Raw genomic sequence first — 15,757 nt, 5'->3', positions numbered from 1 at the left:
GCTCGATGCCATATTCCCGAAGCTGCTTCTCGAACCGCGTTTCATCGCGCTCGTCGGCGCGATGTTTTGGATGAGCGCATCCTAGACCTTTGTGTTCTAGTTTGGATGGTGATGCGGACGACGTGACCTTGGAATAAGGGATTCCTTCGTTCCATCATAACACTTGCGCCAACGATACACCGTCATACGAGAGACGCGGTACTGGATGGCTGCCTGTGATGGGACGTGCCGTTCGGCGTATCGAACTACGGCTGGACGGAAGTCTGCTTCTTGTGCGATTCTGTTCATGAGAGGCCACTCCTTTGCTTTTGGATTTGCTACTTAAAAGCATAACACAAGGTGCGTCCTCTTTTCATGATTATTTTGTAACACATGTATTGTAAACCTACAACCACAAAAACAGGAGAATCAGGATTCGTGTTGAATATTTCTAATATGGGGTTTACCTTGATTTTCTTGGACGTGCTTCGCATGCGCGTAATCACAAGGAAGTGGAAAAACAGCACTCTCATATTATTTGGCGAATAACCTGTCCGATTTTTACTCGTCAAACAACCAAGTGACAAAATTTTACCTTATCATTGACCGTTTGAATTTGCCATCTTATGCCACTAACTGGCAGCGTATTTTCATTATCGACGAGGCGCATCGCGGCTACAAAACTGAAGGCAGTTTCTTGACGAATCTCTTCGATACGGATGTGAACGCTGTGAAAATCGCTCTTACTGGTACACCCTTAATTAAAAGAAGAACGTGCTTCACTGGGACTACTTCCACACATATTACCATGTGTGTGCAGGAACTTCTTGATGCAATGCTGCTTGCAGAACTGGATAAGCAGGAGTATCACTTTCCAAAACAAGTGGAAGATATATCTCTGCGATACGCTGTTATCCCTATGCTTGGATGGGACTCTATATCTTCAAATCTCCCCATCTCTATGACAGTGGAGAGGGTATTATCGTTGATCCTAGGACATATCTACACGCCACTGCCCGAACGCTGTAATGGGTTTCGTGCGACGGTAGCTCATGTTACTGTGCGAAAAGAAGGCATGGAGCGGAATCCGTGGTATCCTGGCAAGCCAGGACTATCCTCCATGGAACACGAGGCGACATTTGCAAAGGTATTGCTGCTAACACCGAACGCTATCATGATGGAGCACAGCGGCTTTGGCGATAAGGTGTATCGCGTTGTGGAGATTTTGGAGGATGAAGTACGGATACGAGGCTATGGGAAGGATATCATACGATGCGCAATGCAGAGAAAAATTTCAGTGGCTTATGGGAAGATTATAGAGATTAGGAGGATAAGATAGCTCCACCAAGCAATCTTTGATCAGCAGATACAATATTTTATGGGAGATGCGATGAAGCAATACGTAGAGAAGATCCTTTTATTGGCAGGGGTTTTGTTATGTTGTTTGGCTATCTTTAATTATTGTATGGATGAGTACGGAATCTTTCATGGGAATTATAGCGAGCCAAAAAGTGCGGTTCCACAACATTTTGTTAAAATACGGTATTTGTTGGCACATCCAAAACGCTATGATGCGTTTTGTTTTGGTTCATCGCGCGTTGAGAGCTTGGATCTCTCACGCATTGATAACGGTCTAACATATTACAATATGACGTATACAGAAGGCCTTCCACAGGAGTGGTTGGAGGATTTAAGACTTTTGTTAGCCCATGGCGTGACAATTAAGCAGGTCTTGATTGGACTAGATGATATATCTTATATCAGCGATCCAAGAGCATATAAAAGCAATCTCTTTCGAGCTCATTATGAACAGTATAATTGGAAAACTTATTTGGCATTTTTGACAGTGCGCCCCTTTGCGTTTCATGCGTCTGAACAAAAAATCATGTACGATGTGTATGGTACAGGGAGGACTTTTCATCATCAAACAGAACAGCTTATCGAAGAAGACCCGGACAAGCACATACATGATCCCAAATTCATGGAGTCGTCACATCAAACTGGCGATAGAGTCGATGCAACAATCAGCGAAATTAGAACGATCAAGCAACTAACCGAAGAACATGGCATAGATTTGATCGTATTCATCAATCCGACGCATAAGACAACATATTTAGCATTGGATAGAGGCGAGTTTAACGAGTTTAAGCGGCAGCTGGCGCATGTTACCGGATACTATGATTTTAGTGGACTTAATGAGATTACGGAAAACAACTATAACTATTATGATACTGCACATTATCGTCCTCTCGTTGGGGATATGATGATTGATCGTATGTTTCGTACAGGGACGCCACCGCAAGACTTCGGTGTTTGGGTCACCGAAGATAATGTTGAAAAGCATATTCGTGCTTTAGAATCCCAGGACGATTCGCAATAACTTTTCCGCGCGATCTTAATGGAGGGGCTTTCATGTCAATGAATCTGAATCATGTCTTTACTTATCCGTATGATAACGATTTGCTTATGCGAAAGCAAAAGAGTATTCGCCGAGAGCTGTTGGCACGACCCAATGTCGAGTATATGGATAAGCGCATCGCCGTTCTCTGTGGATCAACCGTAGATGACATAAAGAACATACTGGAGCTCTTTCTTTTAGACGCGGGAATTCGTCCACAGTTCTACCAGTCTGAGTACAATAAATTCTATGAGGATGCGGTATTCGGAAATCCTGAATTAGAGTCGTTTCAGCCGGATATCATCATCGTGTTTACGAGTGTGATCAATATCCTTAACCTTCCCGTGCTCGGTGATGAAGATGCTGTTGTTGGACAGAAGCTTCAGATGGAGATGGAGCGATTCACACAGGTATGGAATGGTCTGATGGAACGATACCCGAATGCTGTTATTGTCCAAAATAATATGGAGCTCTCGTATGAAATAGAGCTTGGCAGCCTAGATGCAGTAGAACATTATGGTATGACGCGATTCGTGGAGGCACTTAATCGAAGGTTTGCCGATTATGCCATGTCGCATGATAATTTTTATCTGCATGATCTACATGGACTTGCTGCTCGTATCGGCTTGCTCAAGTGGCACAATCGATTTCAGTATTATGCATATAAACTCGCCATGAGTTATGATGTAATTCCGGAAGTCTCCCTTGGACTGGCGAAGATCATCAAGGGTATCTTGGGGAAAAATAAGAAATGTCTTGTTTTAGATTTGGACAATACTCTTTGGGGCGGCATTATTGGTGATGACGGCATGGAGAATATTGAAATCGGTCATGAAACACCGACAGCGGAAGCCTATACTGCTTTTCAACAGTATGTTTTAAAACTGAAAGAGAGAGGCGTTATCTTGGCAGTGTGTTCAAAGAATGAAAATGATATTGCCAAGACGGGTTTTAACCATCCGGACAGTGTGCTCCATATTGAAGATTTTATCTCTTTTTATGCAAACTGGGAGCCAAAAAACAACAATCTTAGGGCTATTGCCGAAGAAATCAACATAGGAACGGACAGTCTCGTGTTTATCGATGATAATCCTGCTGAAAGACAGCTTGTGCGGGACACCATGCCGGAAGTAGCTGTACCGGAAGTAGATCCTGTAGATGTGTCCTCTTACATTCGAGCAATCGAGGGGGCGGGATTCTTTGAGCCGGTGATGATCTCTGAAGATGACCGAAAACGCAATGAGTCCTATCGTGGGAATCTTCGGCGCAAATCACTTGCAGAAACGGCGAAGACGTATGATGAGTTCCTGCAATCATTGGGCATGGAGGCGGAGATTGGTGAATTTCGTCCACTGTACTATGATCGGATTGCCCAGCTGACCAATAAATCGAATCAGTTTAATCTGACGACACGCCGTTATACTCGTGCCGATATTGAGCAGGTGTCTGACGATGAACGCTATGTTACCCTGTATGGTCGGTTGAGAGATAAGTTCGGAGATAACGGGCTGGTTAGTGTTGTTATCGGTGAGAAAATAGATGACACCCTACATATTCGCCTGTGGCTGATGAGTTGCCGTGTTCTGAAAAGAGGTATGGAGCAGATGATGCTTGATGCTCTTGCTGCACGAGCTGCTGCCGATGGATGTCAAGAATTGGTTGGGTACTACTATAAGACAGCGAAGAATAAGATGGTCGCAGATCTATATGCGGCATTTGGTTTTGAAAAAATCATGCAGAGTGGAGACGATACTGTTTGGCGGTTACCTCTTGGAGGATATGAGAAAAGAGGAAAATACATTACGTTGTTGGAGAGAACCGAATGAAATGTTATACTTATGAAGAACTTTCTGTGGGACAGAGTGCCGCGTTTATGCGTGCGATCACATCGGAGATGATGCAGCAGTTCCGTGCTGTCTCGGGCGATAACAATCCGCTGCATACGTGTGTGGAATTTGCGCAGACGCGTGGCTTTCGAGATCGCGTTGTCTATGGAATGCTGACCGCATCGCTGTATAGCTGCTTTGCAGGAGAATACATTCCGGGAGAAAACTGCTTGCTGCAAAGTGTTCATAGTGATTTTCTGCATCCTGTATTCATTGGAGATGTGCTATGTGTTGAGGGGAAGGTCGCAGAGAAGAATGATAGTGTGCGGCAAGTTGTGATTAAAGCTGTGATCCGCAATCAGAACGGGAAAAAGGTCTCTAAGGCCAGAATCGAAGCGGGGGTTCTTTGATGGGGAAACGTTACTTAATGCTGGGGGCATCCTCTGACTTATGCTGTAGTTTCCTGCACAGACATATATGGCAGGAGGGTGATGAGGTTGTTGCTCAATATTTTCAGCATGCAGAAGAGCTTGAGAGAATAACACAGGGTATTCCCGCTAAAGTGAGCTTGCTTCAAGCTGATTTTTGTGATATAGGGAGCACAGAGAAGTTTGCTCATAAATTGAAGGAAGAAGGATTTGTGCCGACACATATCCTTCATGCACCAGCCATACCAATTGAGAATCAACGTTTTACGGAGATCTCATGGAGCGAGGCGGAAAAACAGCTGAGCGTGCAATGCCGTTCTTTCCTTGTGGTTTTGCAGGCAGTGATAAAACGGATGGTAAAGGCGAGAACCGGTAAGATTGTGATTGGACTCTCTTCCTGCACAATCAATATACCGCCCAAGTACCTTTCCAGTTATGTCATGGCAAAGTATGCACTCTTGGGGCTTGGGCGCGCGATCACCGCTGAGTATGCTGGTAAGGGTCTTCAAGTGAATATGGTTTCGCCTTCGATGATGGAGACGAAGTTTTTGCACAATCTGCATACGCAGGTGATTCAGCAAAGTGCTGTGGGTAACCCGGCAAAACGGAATGTGACGCCTGCAGATGTAGCGGGAATGATTGAATATTTATTTTCTGATGAGAACACCTTTATCACCGGTGCGAATATCCCAATTACCGGCGGTGAAGAGTTCTAAAATCTAATGATACAGAAGGAGTAGATCACCATGACGAAAGAAGAAATTTTAAATGAACTTCAGCCGATTTTTCACGATGTTTTTGACGATAAGGATTTCATCATTACAAATGAAAGCAATGCGGAACAGGTTGAGGATTGGGACTCTCTGTCGCATATACGCCTAGTGGTTGCCATCGAAAAACACTTTCAGATAAAGTTTGCCTTTGGCGAACTTCAGGAACTGAAGAACGTAGGAGAGATGATTGATTTGATTCAGGAAAAAATAGAGGTGAACTGAGTCGTGCTGTTTAACTCTTATGAGTTTCTATTCTTGTTTTTCCCGATTGCACTAGGAGGATATTTCTTTTTAGGCAGTCGGGAGAGACCATCGGAATGGGCGAATATCTGGCTTATTTTTTTAAGCCTATTTTTCTATTCGTACTGGGATATTCGCTATCTTCCACTGCTCTTACTGAGTATAGGCGGGAACTATTTTGTCAGTGGCGTGATTATTCTTCGGCGTCGCATGAAGCAGCCAGCCAAAAGCGTATTCCTACTCGGTATGATCTTTAATGCTGGCCTTCTTGGATTCTTTAAATATACAGACTTCTTTATCGAAAATTTGAATTTTTTGGGAGAGAATATTCCGCTCTTGCATATCGTTTTGCCATTGGGCATTAGCTTCTTCACGATCACACAGATGGTCTATTTAGTGGATTGCTACGAAGGAGTTGCAAAAGAACGCAATCTAGTTCACTATGCACTGTTTGTTTCGTTCTTCCCGCATCTTTTGGCTGGGCCTATTTTATATCATCGCTCGATGATGAAGCAGTTTAATGACCGCACACTGCGTCTTGTTGACTGGGATAACTTGGGTCGCGGTCTTACGTTGTTTATTATAGGACTCGCAAAAAAAGTTCTTATTGCGGATAGTTTTGTTTCGTTTGTTGGTTCTGGCTTTGCTCACCCTGAGCATCTTACCTTACTGGACAGCTGGGCTGTTGCAGTCTGCTACATGATGCAGCTGTATTTCGATTTCTCAGGGTACAGTGACATGGCTGTTGGTATCGCTCGCATGATGAACATACAGATTCCGATTAATTTCGATGCGCCATATCGTGCTTATGGAATTATCAATTTTTGGCAGCGCTGGCACATGTCTCTCACGACGACCATTACAAACTATCTTTATACCCCCATGATAATGGCATTTAAGAAGATAACCTTTGGCAAAGCAATGTTGGCCACCTTTCTTTCGATGCTTATTGCAGGAGCATGGCATGGCGCAGGATGGAATTATATTATATTTGGCGCTTTACATGGCGGTGGACTTGTCCTGAATCATACGTGGAAGAAGTACCATTTTTGGATGTGGAGACCTCTTGGTTATGTGTTAACACTCCTTTTGGTGTTGGCAGCGTTCGTGTTCTTCCGCGCGAATTCCGTTGCGGATGCCTTACAGGTGCTTTATGCAATGGCAGGAGGTCATGGTGTGGCACTTCCGTCCAGTGTGGCAGGAGTTGCCTCCCACTATTTTGATGTTCCCGTTGAGATATTGGCGGGGGGGCATCTGCCCAAGAAGGTATTCTTGGTGTCACTGTTGCTTGTTGCATTGTGCCCAAGTTCCAATTGTCTAGTAAAGAATATACAGCCGAATAACAAGTGGGCTTTCGCTGTGGCTATCTTGTTTGTATGGGCGATCATGTCTTTGTCTCAAGTGACAGCGTTCTTGTACTTTCAGTTCTGAAAAATGTTTACGGAGCTATCTTGGTGTATGGGGATCTGTCGATGGGTGAGATGACTATCGGAAGAATTGCTATAAAGAATAAAATTGGTGCGTTAAAGCAACACATCGCTGATCTGCAGAGTGTCGCTGTCGCCTTTTCGAGTGGCGTAGACTCTACCTTTTTGCTAAATGAAGAGAAGGAGTTTTGCCGTTCTGAGCGGATTCACCAAACGAATGTTTGAAAAACATTTGGCTCAGTGTAACATAGGTCTGTCAATCCTACACAAAAATAGTCTCCACGCAAAAAGGCTGCTGCATGAATCCAACATCTTCGTGCAGCAGCCCCATGTTTCATGCGTTCACTGTACGCCCAGCACCTCGTCCATCGACGCCTTCATCTTGGCGATGGCGGTGTCAAGATCGTCACGCCCGATGTTCAGCGGCGGGTTGAAGTAGAGCACGTCGCCGAGCGGACGCAGGAGCAGCCCGTGCCGGAGCGCACGGCGATAGATCGCATAGCCAAGGCGGCGACTGGGATCAAAGGGACGCTTCGCCTCGCGATCCTCGACCAGCTCGACGGCATGAATCAGCCCGATGTGACGGATCTCGCCGACGTTCGGATGCGCACCAAATGTCTCCGCCATGCGCGCAGTCAGCCACGATGCCGTCTCTTCCGCACGCTCCAGGACATTCTCCTCATCGAGAATATCGAGCACGGCAAGCGCCGCGCTGCAGCCGAGCGGGTTGCCCGCGTACGTATGACTATGCATGAATGCCTTGCCCTCGCTCCAATCCGCATAGAACGCGTCGTAGATCTTCTCCTTGACGACGGTGATGGACATGGGCATATAGCCGCCCGTCAGCCCCTTCGAAAGGCACATGAGGTCAGGCGTGATGCCCGCACGTTCACACGCAAAGAGCCGTCCCGTGCGCCCGAATCCCGTCGCGATCTCGTCGGCGATGAGGAGGACATCATGCGCGTCGCAGAGGGCGCGCAGCTTCCTGAGATATTCCTCGGGGTAGATGCGCATCCCCGCACTCCCCTGCAGGAGCGGCTCGACAATCATCGCTGCCGTCTCGTGCCCGTGCGCGGCAAAGGCACGCTCCGCATGCTCAAGGCACGCACAGGAACAGGTGTCGCGCGTCTCCCCATAGGGGCAGCGATAGCAGTCGGGCGCCTCGATATGGATGTTGTCCATCATCATCGGCTTATATATCTCGGCAAAGAGATCCATGCTGCCCACGGAGAGCGCGCCGATCGTCTCGCCGTGATACCCCTCGGAGAGACACATAAACCGCGTCTTTCCCGTACGCCCCGTCTGCTGACAGTATTGGAACGCCATCTTGAGCGCCGCCTCCACTGCGGACGAACCATTATCGTTGAAATGGAACTTCGTCAGTCCGGCAGGCACGAGTGCCGCCAGCCGCTCTGCGAGCTCGATCGCGGGACGATGGGAGAAATTCGCAAAGATGACGTGCTCGAGCCGATCCAGCTGCGCCGCAATCCGCGCATTGATCTTCTCATTCGTATGCCCGAGGAGATTCGCCCACCACGAGCTGACAATATCGAGATAGCCCTTGCCGTGCACGTCGTAGAGCCACGCCCCCTTTGCATGGTCGATCACCATCGGCGGCAGCTGCTCATAGTCCTTCATCTGCGCACACGGATGCCAGATATGGCGCAGGTCGCGCTCCTCTATTGTCGGCATAAAATGTCCCCTCCTACAAAACAGGGAATCACCGATACACCCAGCGATTCCCTAAACACACCTTACGCATACAGTGCGGCGAGCGCATCCGCCCCCATCGGCAGCTCCGCCGCGCCGTGCGGCACACGCGCCAAGACACGCGCGCCCGTGATCTCCTCGACCATCCGCACATTGTCCTCCTGCATCAGACCGCCCTGCCAGTTGTTGAAGATAAAGCCCCGCAGGGGAATGCCGCGCGCGCGCAGATGCTCTGCCGTCAGCACGACGGCATTGATCGTTCCGAGCCCCGCATCGGCAACGACGAGCGCAGCGAGCCTCAGCCGCACGGCGAGATCGTCGAGGACGACGTGCTCATCGTCGTCCCAGCGCAGCGGACAAATAATGCCGCCGCTCCCCTCCACCGTCAGATAGTCCGTGCGCTTCTTCGCGCGGCAGTAGTCCCCTGCCACCTTAGCAAAGTCCATCGGACGGTGCTCGATCTGCGCCGCGAGATGCGGCGAGACCGCATCTCGATAGACATAAGAAACGGTGACATCCGCCGCATCGAGCCGGGCGACGCGCGCCACATGGAGTGCATCGCCCGGCAGGAGCGTGCCGTCCGCGGCGACCTCTGCGCCTGAGAGCGCCGCCTTATAGTACCCCGCCGAGAGTCCCGCGTCACGGAGACATTTCACAATCAGTGCCGTGACATACGTCTTGCCGATGTCCGTCCCCGTCCCCGTGACAAATAACGCCTTACCCACGTATGATACGCCTCCCGTCAGATATCCATGCGCTTCGCATGCACCGCTGCTCCCTGCGCGGGAGCAGTGCTGCGCGTCTGCATCTCCTGCGTCTCACGAATCCAGAGCCCCGCCTTGTAGAGGCGAATCCCGATATACGCCGCCGCGACGCAGAGCAGGAAGTCCGGCAGGACCTGCAGCACGCCGCAGTACCAAACCGCCATCCAGAAGCCGATCGGTGCGTCGATGATATAGTTCGATGCGAAGTAGAAATACGAAATGCCGAGAACATAGACCACCACCATGCCTGCAACGCACGCGGCGAGCGCGCGGCGGAACGTCGGCACGCCGCGGCGAACCAGTGCGCCCGTCACCCAGCCCTGCAGGATGAACCCGACAAGATAGCCGAACGTCGGCTGAAGCACATAGGCAGGGCCGCCGCCCGAGGCGAATACGGGAATCCCCACGAGCCCCATGAGCACGTATGTACCGACGGCGAGTGCACCGAGCCGCGCACCGAGCATCAGCCCCGCAAGCAGGGTAAAGAGGAACTGCAGCGTGTAGACATCCGTACCCACAGGAATGCGCACGAACGTCCCGACCGTAATGAGCGCGATAAACAGCCCGCATAGGATTACTTCACGTAGCTTCATAATCTTCAGACACCTCCATTAAGCTGATAGATTCATAAGCTTGCTTTATCTTACTCGTTATTTTATTTATTGTCAACCAGAGGGCGGATTGTATCATGAACTTCAACTTCCACACGAAAAATCCATAGCAAGAATCCCTTATGGCAAAATGTAATTTGCCCGAAACCATATGCACAAGGAGAATTGCCATGGATCTATTACAGCCTACCACAGAGCCGGCACGAAAAAAATATCGAAGCCCCGAAGCGCGCTTTCTCGAAGAGCTTCTGCTAAGATTGGCTGCTTGATCGGATTGCCTGGTATTCAAGTTATTCTTGCAATTTGGAAGACCTTTTCCAAACAAAACGGCGAGAATATTTTAAGTCTCGCCGGATCGCACTACATTTGAGACAGGCGCTCGTACACCAAAGGCAGCAGCACCTTGTCAATCTCCCCGCGGAACTCATCATCATCCAAATACTTCTCGCAGAACTCTTGGTTCTGCGTCATGCGCCGCAGCACAATGTTCATGATGTTTTCGTCGTAGACAATTTTGAAGAGATCGAGCGTATTCTTCGCCCGCAATACCAGCTCCTCGTCGGCAGACATATCGTCCACCAACTGCTCCAGCACTTTGTCCATCTCCGTGAAGTTTGTGCCGAGACGCTCGTTGAGACTGCGGATAATCTCGGACAGCTTTTCCTTCTCGTCCGTAAGCGGCAGGCCGGACTGTGATCCATACGGCAGCACGCCTTCCCTCGCCTCAAGACCGATGGAACCTTCATAGACCCTTTGAAGGCGGTAATACTGCAGATTGACATCGCTTTCGATATGGGGAATACGTTCGGCTCGATCCTTGGGAATTTTTCGCACCAATGCCTTGGCGAAGGCGTAGAACTTATGGAGCTTCACATCATCAAAGCAAATGATATGTGTGAGAAAGGAATAGGAGCGGATAAACTTCACCAACGTCCGACGGAAATCGCTTTGTTCCTGCTCGTCGGATAATTTCCGATATCGCTCTACCACCGGGTCGAGAAAAGCGTTCAGTTTTGCTAAGTCCATATTGCTCTGCTGCTTTTTCTCCCTGAAAAAAACCTTTGCAAGGGCGTCAATATCCCGCTCATCGTACAGCATGGCACCGTCCAGAAAATTCTTCATATCATATACCACATTGGGATCGGTGGTGTCGGAAACCGTGGTGGAGATGTAATACTCTTGGAATGCCTTTTGAATATCCTCCCGTGTGTTGACAAAATCCAAAATGAAGGTATCGGTCTTGCCCTTGCACATACGATTGATACGGGATAATGTCTGCACCGCCTTAACACCGGAAAGCTGCTTGTCCACATACATCGTATGGAGAAGCGGCTGGTCAAAACCCCTCTGGTATTTTTCTGCCACCAAAAGCAGCTGGTAGTCACTCCCGGCAAAATTCTCCGGCAGTTGATCCTCAGGGAACTTGTTGATTTTTTCCTCTGTGTATTCCACCAGATCCCCGGTGATGTCATCCTTGACCACACCGGAAAATGCCACTAGCACGCCAAGATCGTCATACCCCATCTTTCTGATGTATTGCTCAAACTCGAAGTAGTAGCGGAGCGCATGGAGCCTTGATCCGGTGACAATCATTGCCTTTGCGCGACCGCCGATTTGCCCCATGACATGGCTGCGGAAATGCTCCACAATGATTTCCGTCTTTTGTCTCAGATTGTGGGGATGGAGGCTCATGTATTTGCCCAGCGCCTTGTTCGCCTGCTTCTTGGCATATTCGGGATTTTCTTTTGTCTTCTTTCCCAACTGGAAATATGTTTCATAGGTGGTGTAGTTTTCAAGCACATCACAGATAAAGTGCTCCTCGATGGCCTGACGCATACTGTAGATATGCCACGGCACCGGCTTCTTCCCCGGTACGGCGGTGCCGAACATCTCCAACGTCTTTTGCTTGGGCGTTGCCGTAAATGCGAAGAAGAAGAGATTTTCCTGTCTGCCATGCGCGGCAATCTGCTTTCGAATTTCGTCAGCTAGTTCCTCATCCCGATCCGGCGTTTCCTCCTCCGCTCTCGCCTCTGCCACAGCATACTCGTGAAGTCGCTGTTCGATTGTCTCCCCACCATCAGCGGAAATATCTGCCAGCACTTCCTTCATGCGTTCACTCGCCTTGCCGCTTTGGGACGAATGCGCCTCATCCACGATGATGGCGAATCGTCGCCCTGTGGTGCAAATCCGCTGCACATCCACAAAGGGAAACTTCTGCAGCGTACAGACAATGATACGCTGCCCTTTCTCCAAGGCACTCGTCAGCTGCTTGGCATTGCGGCTTACGCGCACCACCACGCCCCGCTTATGTTCCATGCTAAAGATGTCCCTTTGGAGCTGCTTGTCCAGCACCCGCCGATCCGTAATCACGATAATGCTGTGAAAAATCACCTGTTCATCGGCATCATGAATACTTTCCAGATGATGAGCGAGCCAAGCGATGGAATTGGATTTGCCGGATCCGGCGGAATGCTGAATGAGATAGCTATGCCCACTGCCACGCTGCTTGACATCCGCCACCAGTTTCCGCACCACATCCAGTTGATGATAGCGTGGGAAGATGATCCACTCATGACCGTTTTTCTTGTCCTTTTGCACTTGGACGAATCGCTGCAGAATATCTAAGAGGCTGTCCTTTTGCAGAACTTCCTTCCATAGATAGGATGTGCGATAGTCCCCCTCTATAGGCGGATTGCCGGCAGAACCGTCCGCATGGCCGCGATTGAACGGAAGGAAATGCGTGTCCAACTTGTCGAGTCGCGTGGTCATCCACACCTCGTCGGGATCCACGGCGAAATGCACGAGGGCGCGCTTCTTGAAGGACAGCAGCTTCTCACGAGGACTGCGGTCTTTTTGGTATTGCACACAATGGCATCCTGATAGGTCTGCCCTTTGATCGGGTTCTTCAGCTCCATCGTGACGACGGGAATCCCGTTCACGAACAGCACCGTATCAATCGAATGTTCGCTGTTCATGGCATATTTTACTTGGCGCGTGATGGAGAGCCGGTTTTTCTCGTAGAGCGCAAGGGCGCTCTGATTCATGCGGCTTCCCGGTTTCCAGTAGGCCAGCCGCACCTCCACGCCGATATCGATGATGCCATGACGCAGACAGTCAATCGCGCCGCGCTTGTCCAGTTCAATGCCAACCCGATGCAGCAAGCTTTGAGCGGCAGCCTCCGCACCGTGTCGCCGGACGATGGCCTGCCACTTGTCCGGCTGTGTGTCCTGCACGAATGCGATGAGCATCTTCCCGTCCAACGCCAAAGCACGGTCAAAGTCCTTCGGATTGCCCTTGATATACCGCTGCGACTTCTTGCCCAAATGCGTGAGGCAGTATTCGATTTCACGCTCAAAGACACGCTCCGATGTATCGATCGGCATGACGATACCTCCTAAATCTTTATCTTGCCCGTCACTGCATCGACAGATCCAATGTCAATGGATTTCAAAGGAATATTTATGCCTGCCCATTCTCCGAATCCTCACCAAACTTCGCCACGAAATCCCTCGCCGTCAAAATTTCCGGGCGATTGATATGCTCTACCGTCAAAATATCCTTATCACCCGTAATCAGTACATCAGCCTTGGCAACGATGGCAGAATACAGCACGGGATAATCCATGGTATCGCGAATTTCAAATAAGCCCAAGTCCATATCCTGCGGCGTGACAAATATCTCATGTTATCGTTTCCAACATATCAAGAAATATTTGGTTCGGAAAGATTATCATGGATACAAGAATGTTGGTATCAAGCATTACTCGCACGACGAATTCTCCCGCCTCTCTGCCCGGATTTCCTTCACCATACGGACAACATCATCTTCGGTATATAGCCCCACCTCCTCCGCAGCCCCCTGAAAAGCCGCCTGCACTTCTGTCAGTGCCGTCACAGGATCACTCGTGATGATAAGTTTCTCGCCATCGCGCACGAAAGCAACGCGATCGCCGCTGTTCAGTCTGAGTTGTCTGCGCACAGACAAGGGGAGCGTTATTTGTCCTTTCGCGTTAATCGTTGCCAACTCCATCTCAATTCCCTCCTCGTATGATACTTTGCTAAATCTTTATCTTGCCCGTCACTGCATCGTGAATCAGGATGCGGCGGTAGTCTTTCAGTTTTTGGATTTGTGCCTCGATGTTTGCTTGCAGGCTGTTAATCTTAGATTCCTGTTTTGATAGATAATTTACGATTTCTTGCTGTTCTTCTACAGTAGGGACAACAAACGGTATATGCTTGATACGCTCCGCCTTAAAATCCCATTGATCGATTCTTATCCCATAGGAGTCCCGTCCCAAAAATCCAACATAACATTTACTCCGTATGGCATAATTGAAAAACTCCTTATTCTCAAAGACCAAGTCATAAACATAGTAGGCAGGGCTGACAATGCCGGCACAAGGAGCAACACCATACGATCCTTGCCATGCCTTCATTTTATTCATGACAAACTGCCCTTCATTGACCATCTTATAATTCGACAAGTCATCGGGAACGCGATTATGATTATCCGGCGAGCCGTCCGTTTCTCTGTTTACAACTCCACGCTCCCGTTCCACAGAGAGCAGGGGCAATCCCCCGGGGTTTTTCCTGTTATTTGGTTTCAAGAACGCCCTTAACGGTACAATCTGCCAATGCGTCGGCACGTCGCCAATCCAATCCTCACCGCTCGGCTTCATCGGCGCAGATTTGTCCAGTCCCTTGGTGACGCACTTCGCAATAAGCTCGCGCTTGAATCGAGTGAGCATGGAGAACTGATCTGTACGTTCGTTTATGAGATGGTCAAGTTTATGTAATTTATTATCGAGAAACTCGACAATGACATTCTGCTCATCTTGCGGAGGTATCGGAATGTAGCTCTTTCCAATAAAATCCCAATTTGCACGGGGCATTTTTGCTCCATAGGTCGAGGAATTTATGTGCTCAATAAATCCAAATGACAACAACAAATAAAAAAGGTATCTCCTTAAAATCGAACTGGTACGAAAAACGAGAATTTCACTTGAACAGGTGCCATTTTCTTCTGCAATATATGCTTTTGCTAAATAAGGACGTAACTTACCAAAAAGAATATCTCCCTTACAGAAATTATTGCACAAACTCTCTGGAACAATTTCTCCCATATCAAGATATTTTCCTGTCCATGATTCAATATTTTCCATGCCTATGTATTTTTTCCCATCATGGATGGATTTATCATTGATAAGCTGGGCAATAAACTTAAATCGCATCGTTTTCCAATGCGCCGGAATCTCGCCAATCCACTCTAAGCCACTATCCTTATACTCCGCATACCTATCGCGCATAAATCTCAATTCCCGTCTGTTTGATTTCCTCAGCAATGCGGGACTTCGGCTCAATATGTTTGATGTCGAACACATCCATATCTTTATCGTCCAGAGCCTCCCGCAGCTCCTCCACGAACCCCATAAATTTCAGTCCGCGCAGATTGCTGTCCACAAGCAAATCCACGTCGCTCGTTTTCGTTGCCGTCCCTTTTACATAAGAGCCAAAGAGAATCGCCTGGCGAATCTGATGCCCTGCAAAAATCGGCTGTAACCGCTGCTTGATTTCGTCAAAAGTAAAAATCATCTCCGACATA

At 48.8% G+C, this 15,757-nt stretch carries 18 protein-coding genes; 8 read left to right on the top strand and 10 right to left on the bottom strand.

Annotated features, from left to right (window positions below):
• Window positions 1-96 precede the first annotated feature (96 nt).
• Window positions 97-288, bottom strand: coding sequence for a helix-turn-helix domain-containing protein (locus HMPREF1985_RS11820; protein WP_071782675.1), 192 nt, complete (start codon window positions 286-288; stop codon window positions 97-99).
• A 271-nt stretch (window positions 289-559) separates the two neighbouring features.
• Between HMPREF1985_RS11820 and HMPREF1985_RS11465 the strand changes: the two genes are divergently transcribed.
• Genes HMPREF1985_RS11465 through HMPREF1985_RS07470 form a run of 8 tightly spaced genes read left to right on the top strand, consistent with a single transcriptional unit; the run spans window position 560 to window position 7,296 of the window.
• On the top strand, window positions 560-1,318 hold the full coding sequence (locus HMPREF1985_RS11465; protein WP_231385182.1) for a hypothetical protein: 759 nt from the start codon (window positions 560-562) through the stop codon (window positions 1,316-1,318).
• A 51-nt stretch (window positions 1,319-1,369) separates the two neighbouring features.
• Window positions 1,370-2,359, top strand: a complete 990-nt coding sequence (locus tag HMPREF1985_RS07500; protein WP_155943537.1) for a hypothetical protein — start codon at window positions 1,370-1,372, stop codon at window positions 2,357-2,359.
• A 32-nt stretch (window positions 2,360-2,391) separates the two neighbouring features.
• Window positions 2,392-4,203 carry an HAD-IIIC family phosphatase gene (locus HMPREF1985_RS07495; RefSeq protein WP_051349084.1) on the top strand — a complete coding sequence of 604 codons (1,812 nt, stop codon included), beginning with the start codon at window positions 2,392-2,394 and terminating at the stop codon, window positions 4,201-4,203.
• On the top strand, window positions 4,200-4,613 hold the full coding sequence (locus HMPREF1985_RS07490) for a MaoC family dehydratase (protein WP_021771967.1): 414 nt from the start codon (window positions 4,200-4,202) through the stop codon (window positions 4,611-4,613). Before HMPREF1985_RS07495 ends, HMPREF1985_RS07490 begins: the two co-directional genes overlap by 4 nt.
• Window positions 4,613-5,347 (top strand): SDR family NAD(P)-dependent oxidoreductase, encoded by a 735-nt coding sequence (locus tag HMPREF1985_RS07485; protein ID WP_021771966.1) that lies wholly within the window; start codon window positions 4,613-4,615, stop codon window positions 5,345-5,347. Before HMPREF1985_RS07490 ends, HMPREF1985_RS07485 begins: the two co-directional genes overlap by 1 nt.
• Before the next feature lie 30 nt (window positions 5,348-5,377).
• Window positions 5,378-5,626, top strand: coding sequence for an acyl carrier protein (locus HMPREF1985_RS07480; protein ID WP_021771965.1), 249 nt, complete (start codon window positions 5,378-5,380; stop codon window positions 5,624-5,626).
• A gap of 33 nt (window positions 5,627-5,659) precedes the next feature.
• Window positions 5,660-7,075 carry an MBOAT family O-acyltransferase gene (locus tag HMPREF1985_RS07475; protein ID WP_231385177.1) on the top strand — a complete coding sequence of 472 codons (1,416 nt, stop codon included), beginning with the start codon at window positions 5,660-5,662 and terminating at the stop codon, window positions 7,073-7,075.
• Between the two features lie 41 nt (window positions 7,076-7,116).
• Window positions 7,117-7,296 (top strand): hypothetical protein, encoded by a 180-nt coding sequence (locus HMPREF1985_RS07470; protein WP_021771963.1) that lies wholly within the window; start codon window positions 7,117-7,119, stop codon window positions 7,294-7,296.
• A gap of 117 nt (window positions 7,297-7,413) precedes the next feature.
• Here HMPREF1985_RS07470 and bioA read toward each other — a convergent pair whose 3' ends face one another.
• The 9 genes from bioA to HMPREF1985_RS07425 form a co-directional block, all read right to left on the bottom strand.
• Window positions 7,414-8,763, bottom strand: coding sequence for an adenosylmethionine--8-amino-7-oxononanoate transaminase (gene bioA, locus HMPREF1985_RS07465; protein WP_021771961.1), 1,350 nt, complete (start codon window positions 8,761-8,763; stop codon window positions 7,414-7,416).
• A gap of 62 nt (window positions 8,764-8,825) precedes the next feature.
• Window positions 8,826-9,506, bottom strand: coding sequence for a dethiobiotin synthase (gene bioD, locus HMPREF1985_RS07460; RefSeq protein WP_021771960.1), 681 nt, complete (start codon window positions 9,504-9,506; stop codon window positions 8,826-8,828).
• Window positions 9,507-9,523: 17 nt separating this feature from the next.
• The gene (locus HMPREF1985_RS07455) at window positions 9,524-10,138 is read right to left on the bottom strand and encodes a biotin transporter BioY (protein WP_021771959.1); all 615 of its coding nucleotides are present in this window, start codon (window positions 10,136-10,138) and stop codon (window positions 9,524-9,526) included.
• 378 nt (window positions 10,139-10,516) lie between these two features.
• The gene (locus HMPREF1985_RS07445) at window positions 10,517-13,021 is read right to left on the bottom strand and encodes a type I restriction endonuclease subunit R (RefSeq protein ID WP_196805366.1); all 2,505 of its coding nucleotides are present in this window, start codon (window positions 13,019-13,021) and stop codon (window positions 10,517-10,519) included.
• Window positions 12,922-13,539 (bottom strand): type I restriction endonuclease, encoded by a 618-nt coding sequence (locus HMPREF1985_RS11460; protein ID WP_021771956.1) that lies wholly within the window; start codon window positions 13,537-13,539, stop codon window positions 12,922-12,924. The genes HMPREF1985_RS07445 and HMPREF1985_RS11460 overlap by 100 nt, the downstream gene beginning before the upstream one ends.
• Before the next feature lie 76 nt (window positions 13,540-13,615).
• Window positions 13,616-13,807 (bottom strand): hypothetical protein, encoded by a 192-nt coding sequence (locus tag HMPREF1985_RS11455; protein WP_196805364.1) that lies wholly within the window; start codon window positions 13,805-13,807, stop codon window positions 13,616-13,618.
• 108 nt (window positions 13,808-13,915) lie between these two features.
• Window positions 13,916-14,185 carry an AbrB/MazE/SpoVT family DNA-binding domain-containing protein gene (locus HMPREF1985_RS07435; RefSeq protein ID WP_021771954.1) on the bottom strand — a complete coding sequence of 90 codons (270 nt, stop codon included), beginning with the start codon at window positions 14,183-14,185 and terminating at the stop codon, window positions 13,916-13,918.
• Between the two features lie 28 nt (window positions 14,186-14,213).
• On the bottom strand, window positions 14,214-15,461 hold the full coding sequence (locus HMPREF1985_RS07430) for a restriction endonuclease subunit S (protein WP_021771953.1): 1,248 nt from the start codon (window positions 15,459-15,461) through the stop codon (window positions 14,214-14,216).
• A complete protein-coding gene (locus HMPREF1985_RS07425; RefSeq protein ID WP_021771952.1) occupies window positions 15,451-15,756 on the bottom strand; it encodes a nucleotidyltransferase family protein in 306 nt (101 codons plus the stop codon). Before HMPREF1985_RS07425 ends, HMPREF1985_RS07430 begins: the two co-directional genes overlap by 11 nt.
• Between the last annotated feature and the right edge of the window lies 1 nt (window position 15,757).

The organism is Mitsuokella sp. oral taxon 131 str. W9106 (assembly GCF_000469545.1).
GTDB lineage: Bacteria > Bacillota > Negativicutes > Selenomonadales > Selenomonadaceae > AWVT01.
This window is presented reverse-complemented; position numbering and strand designations above follow the sequence as displayed.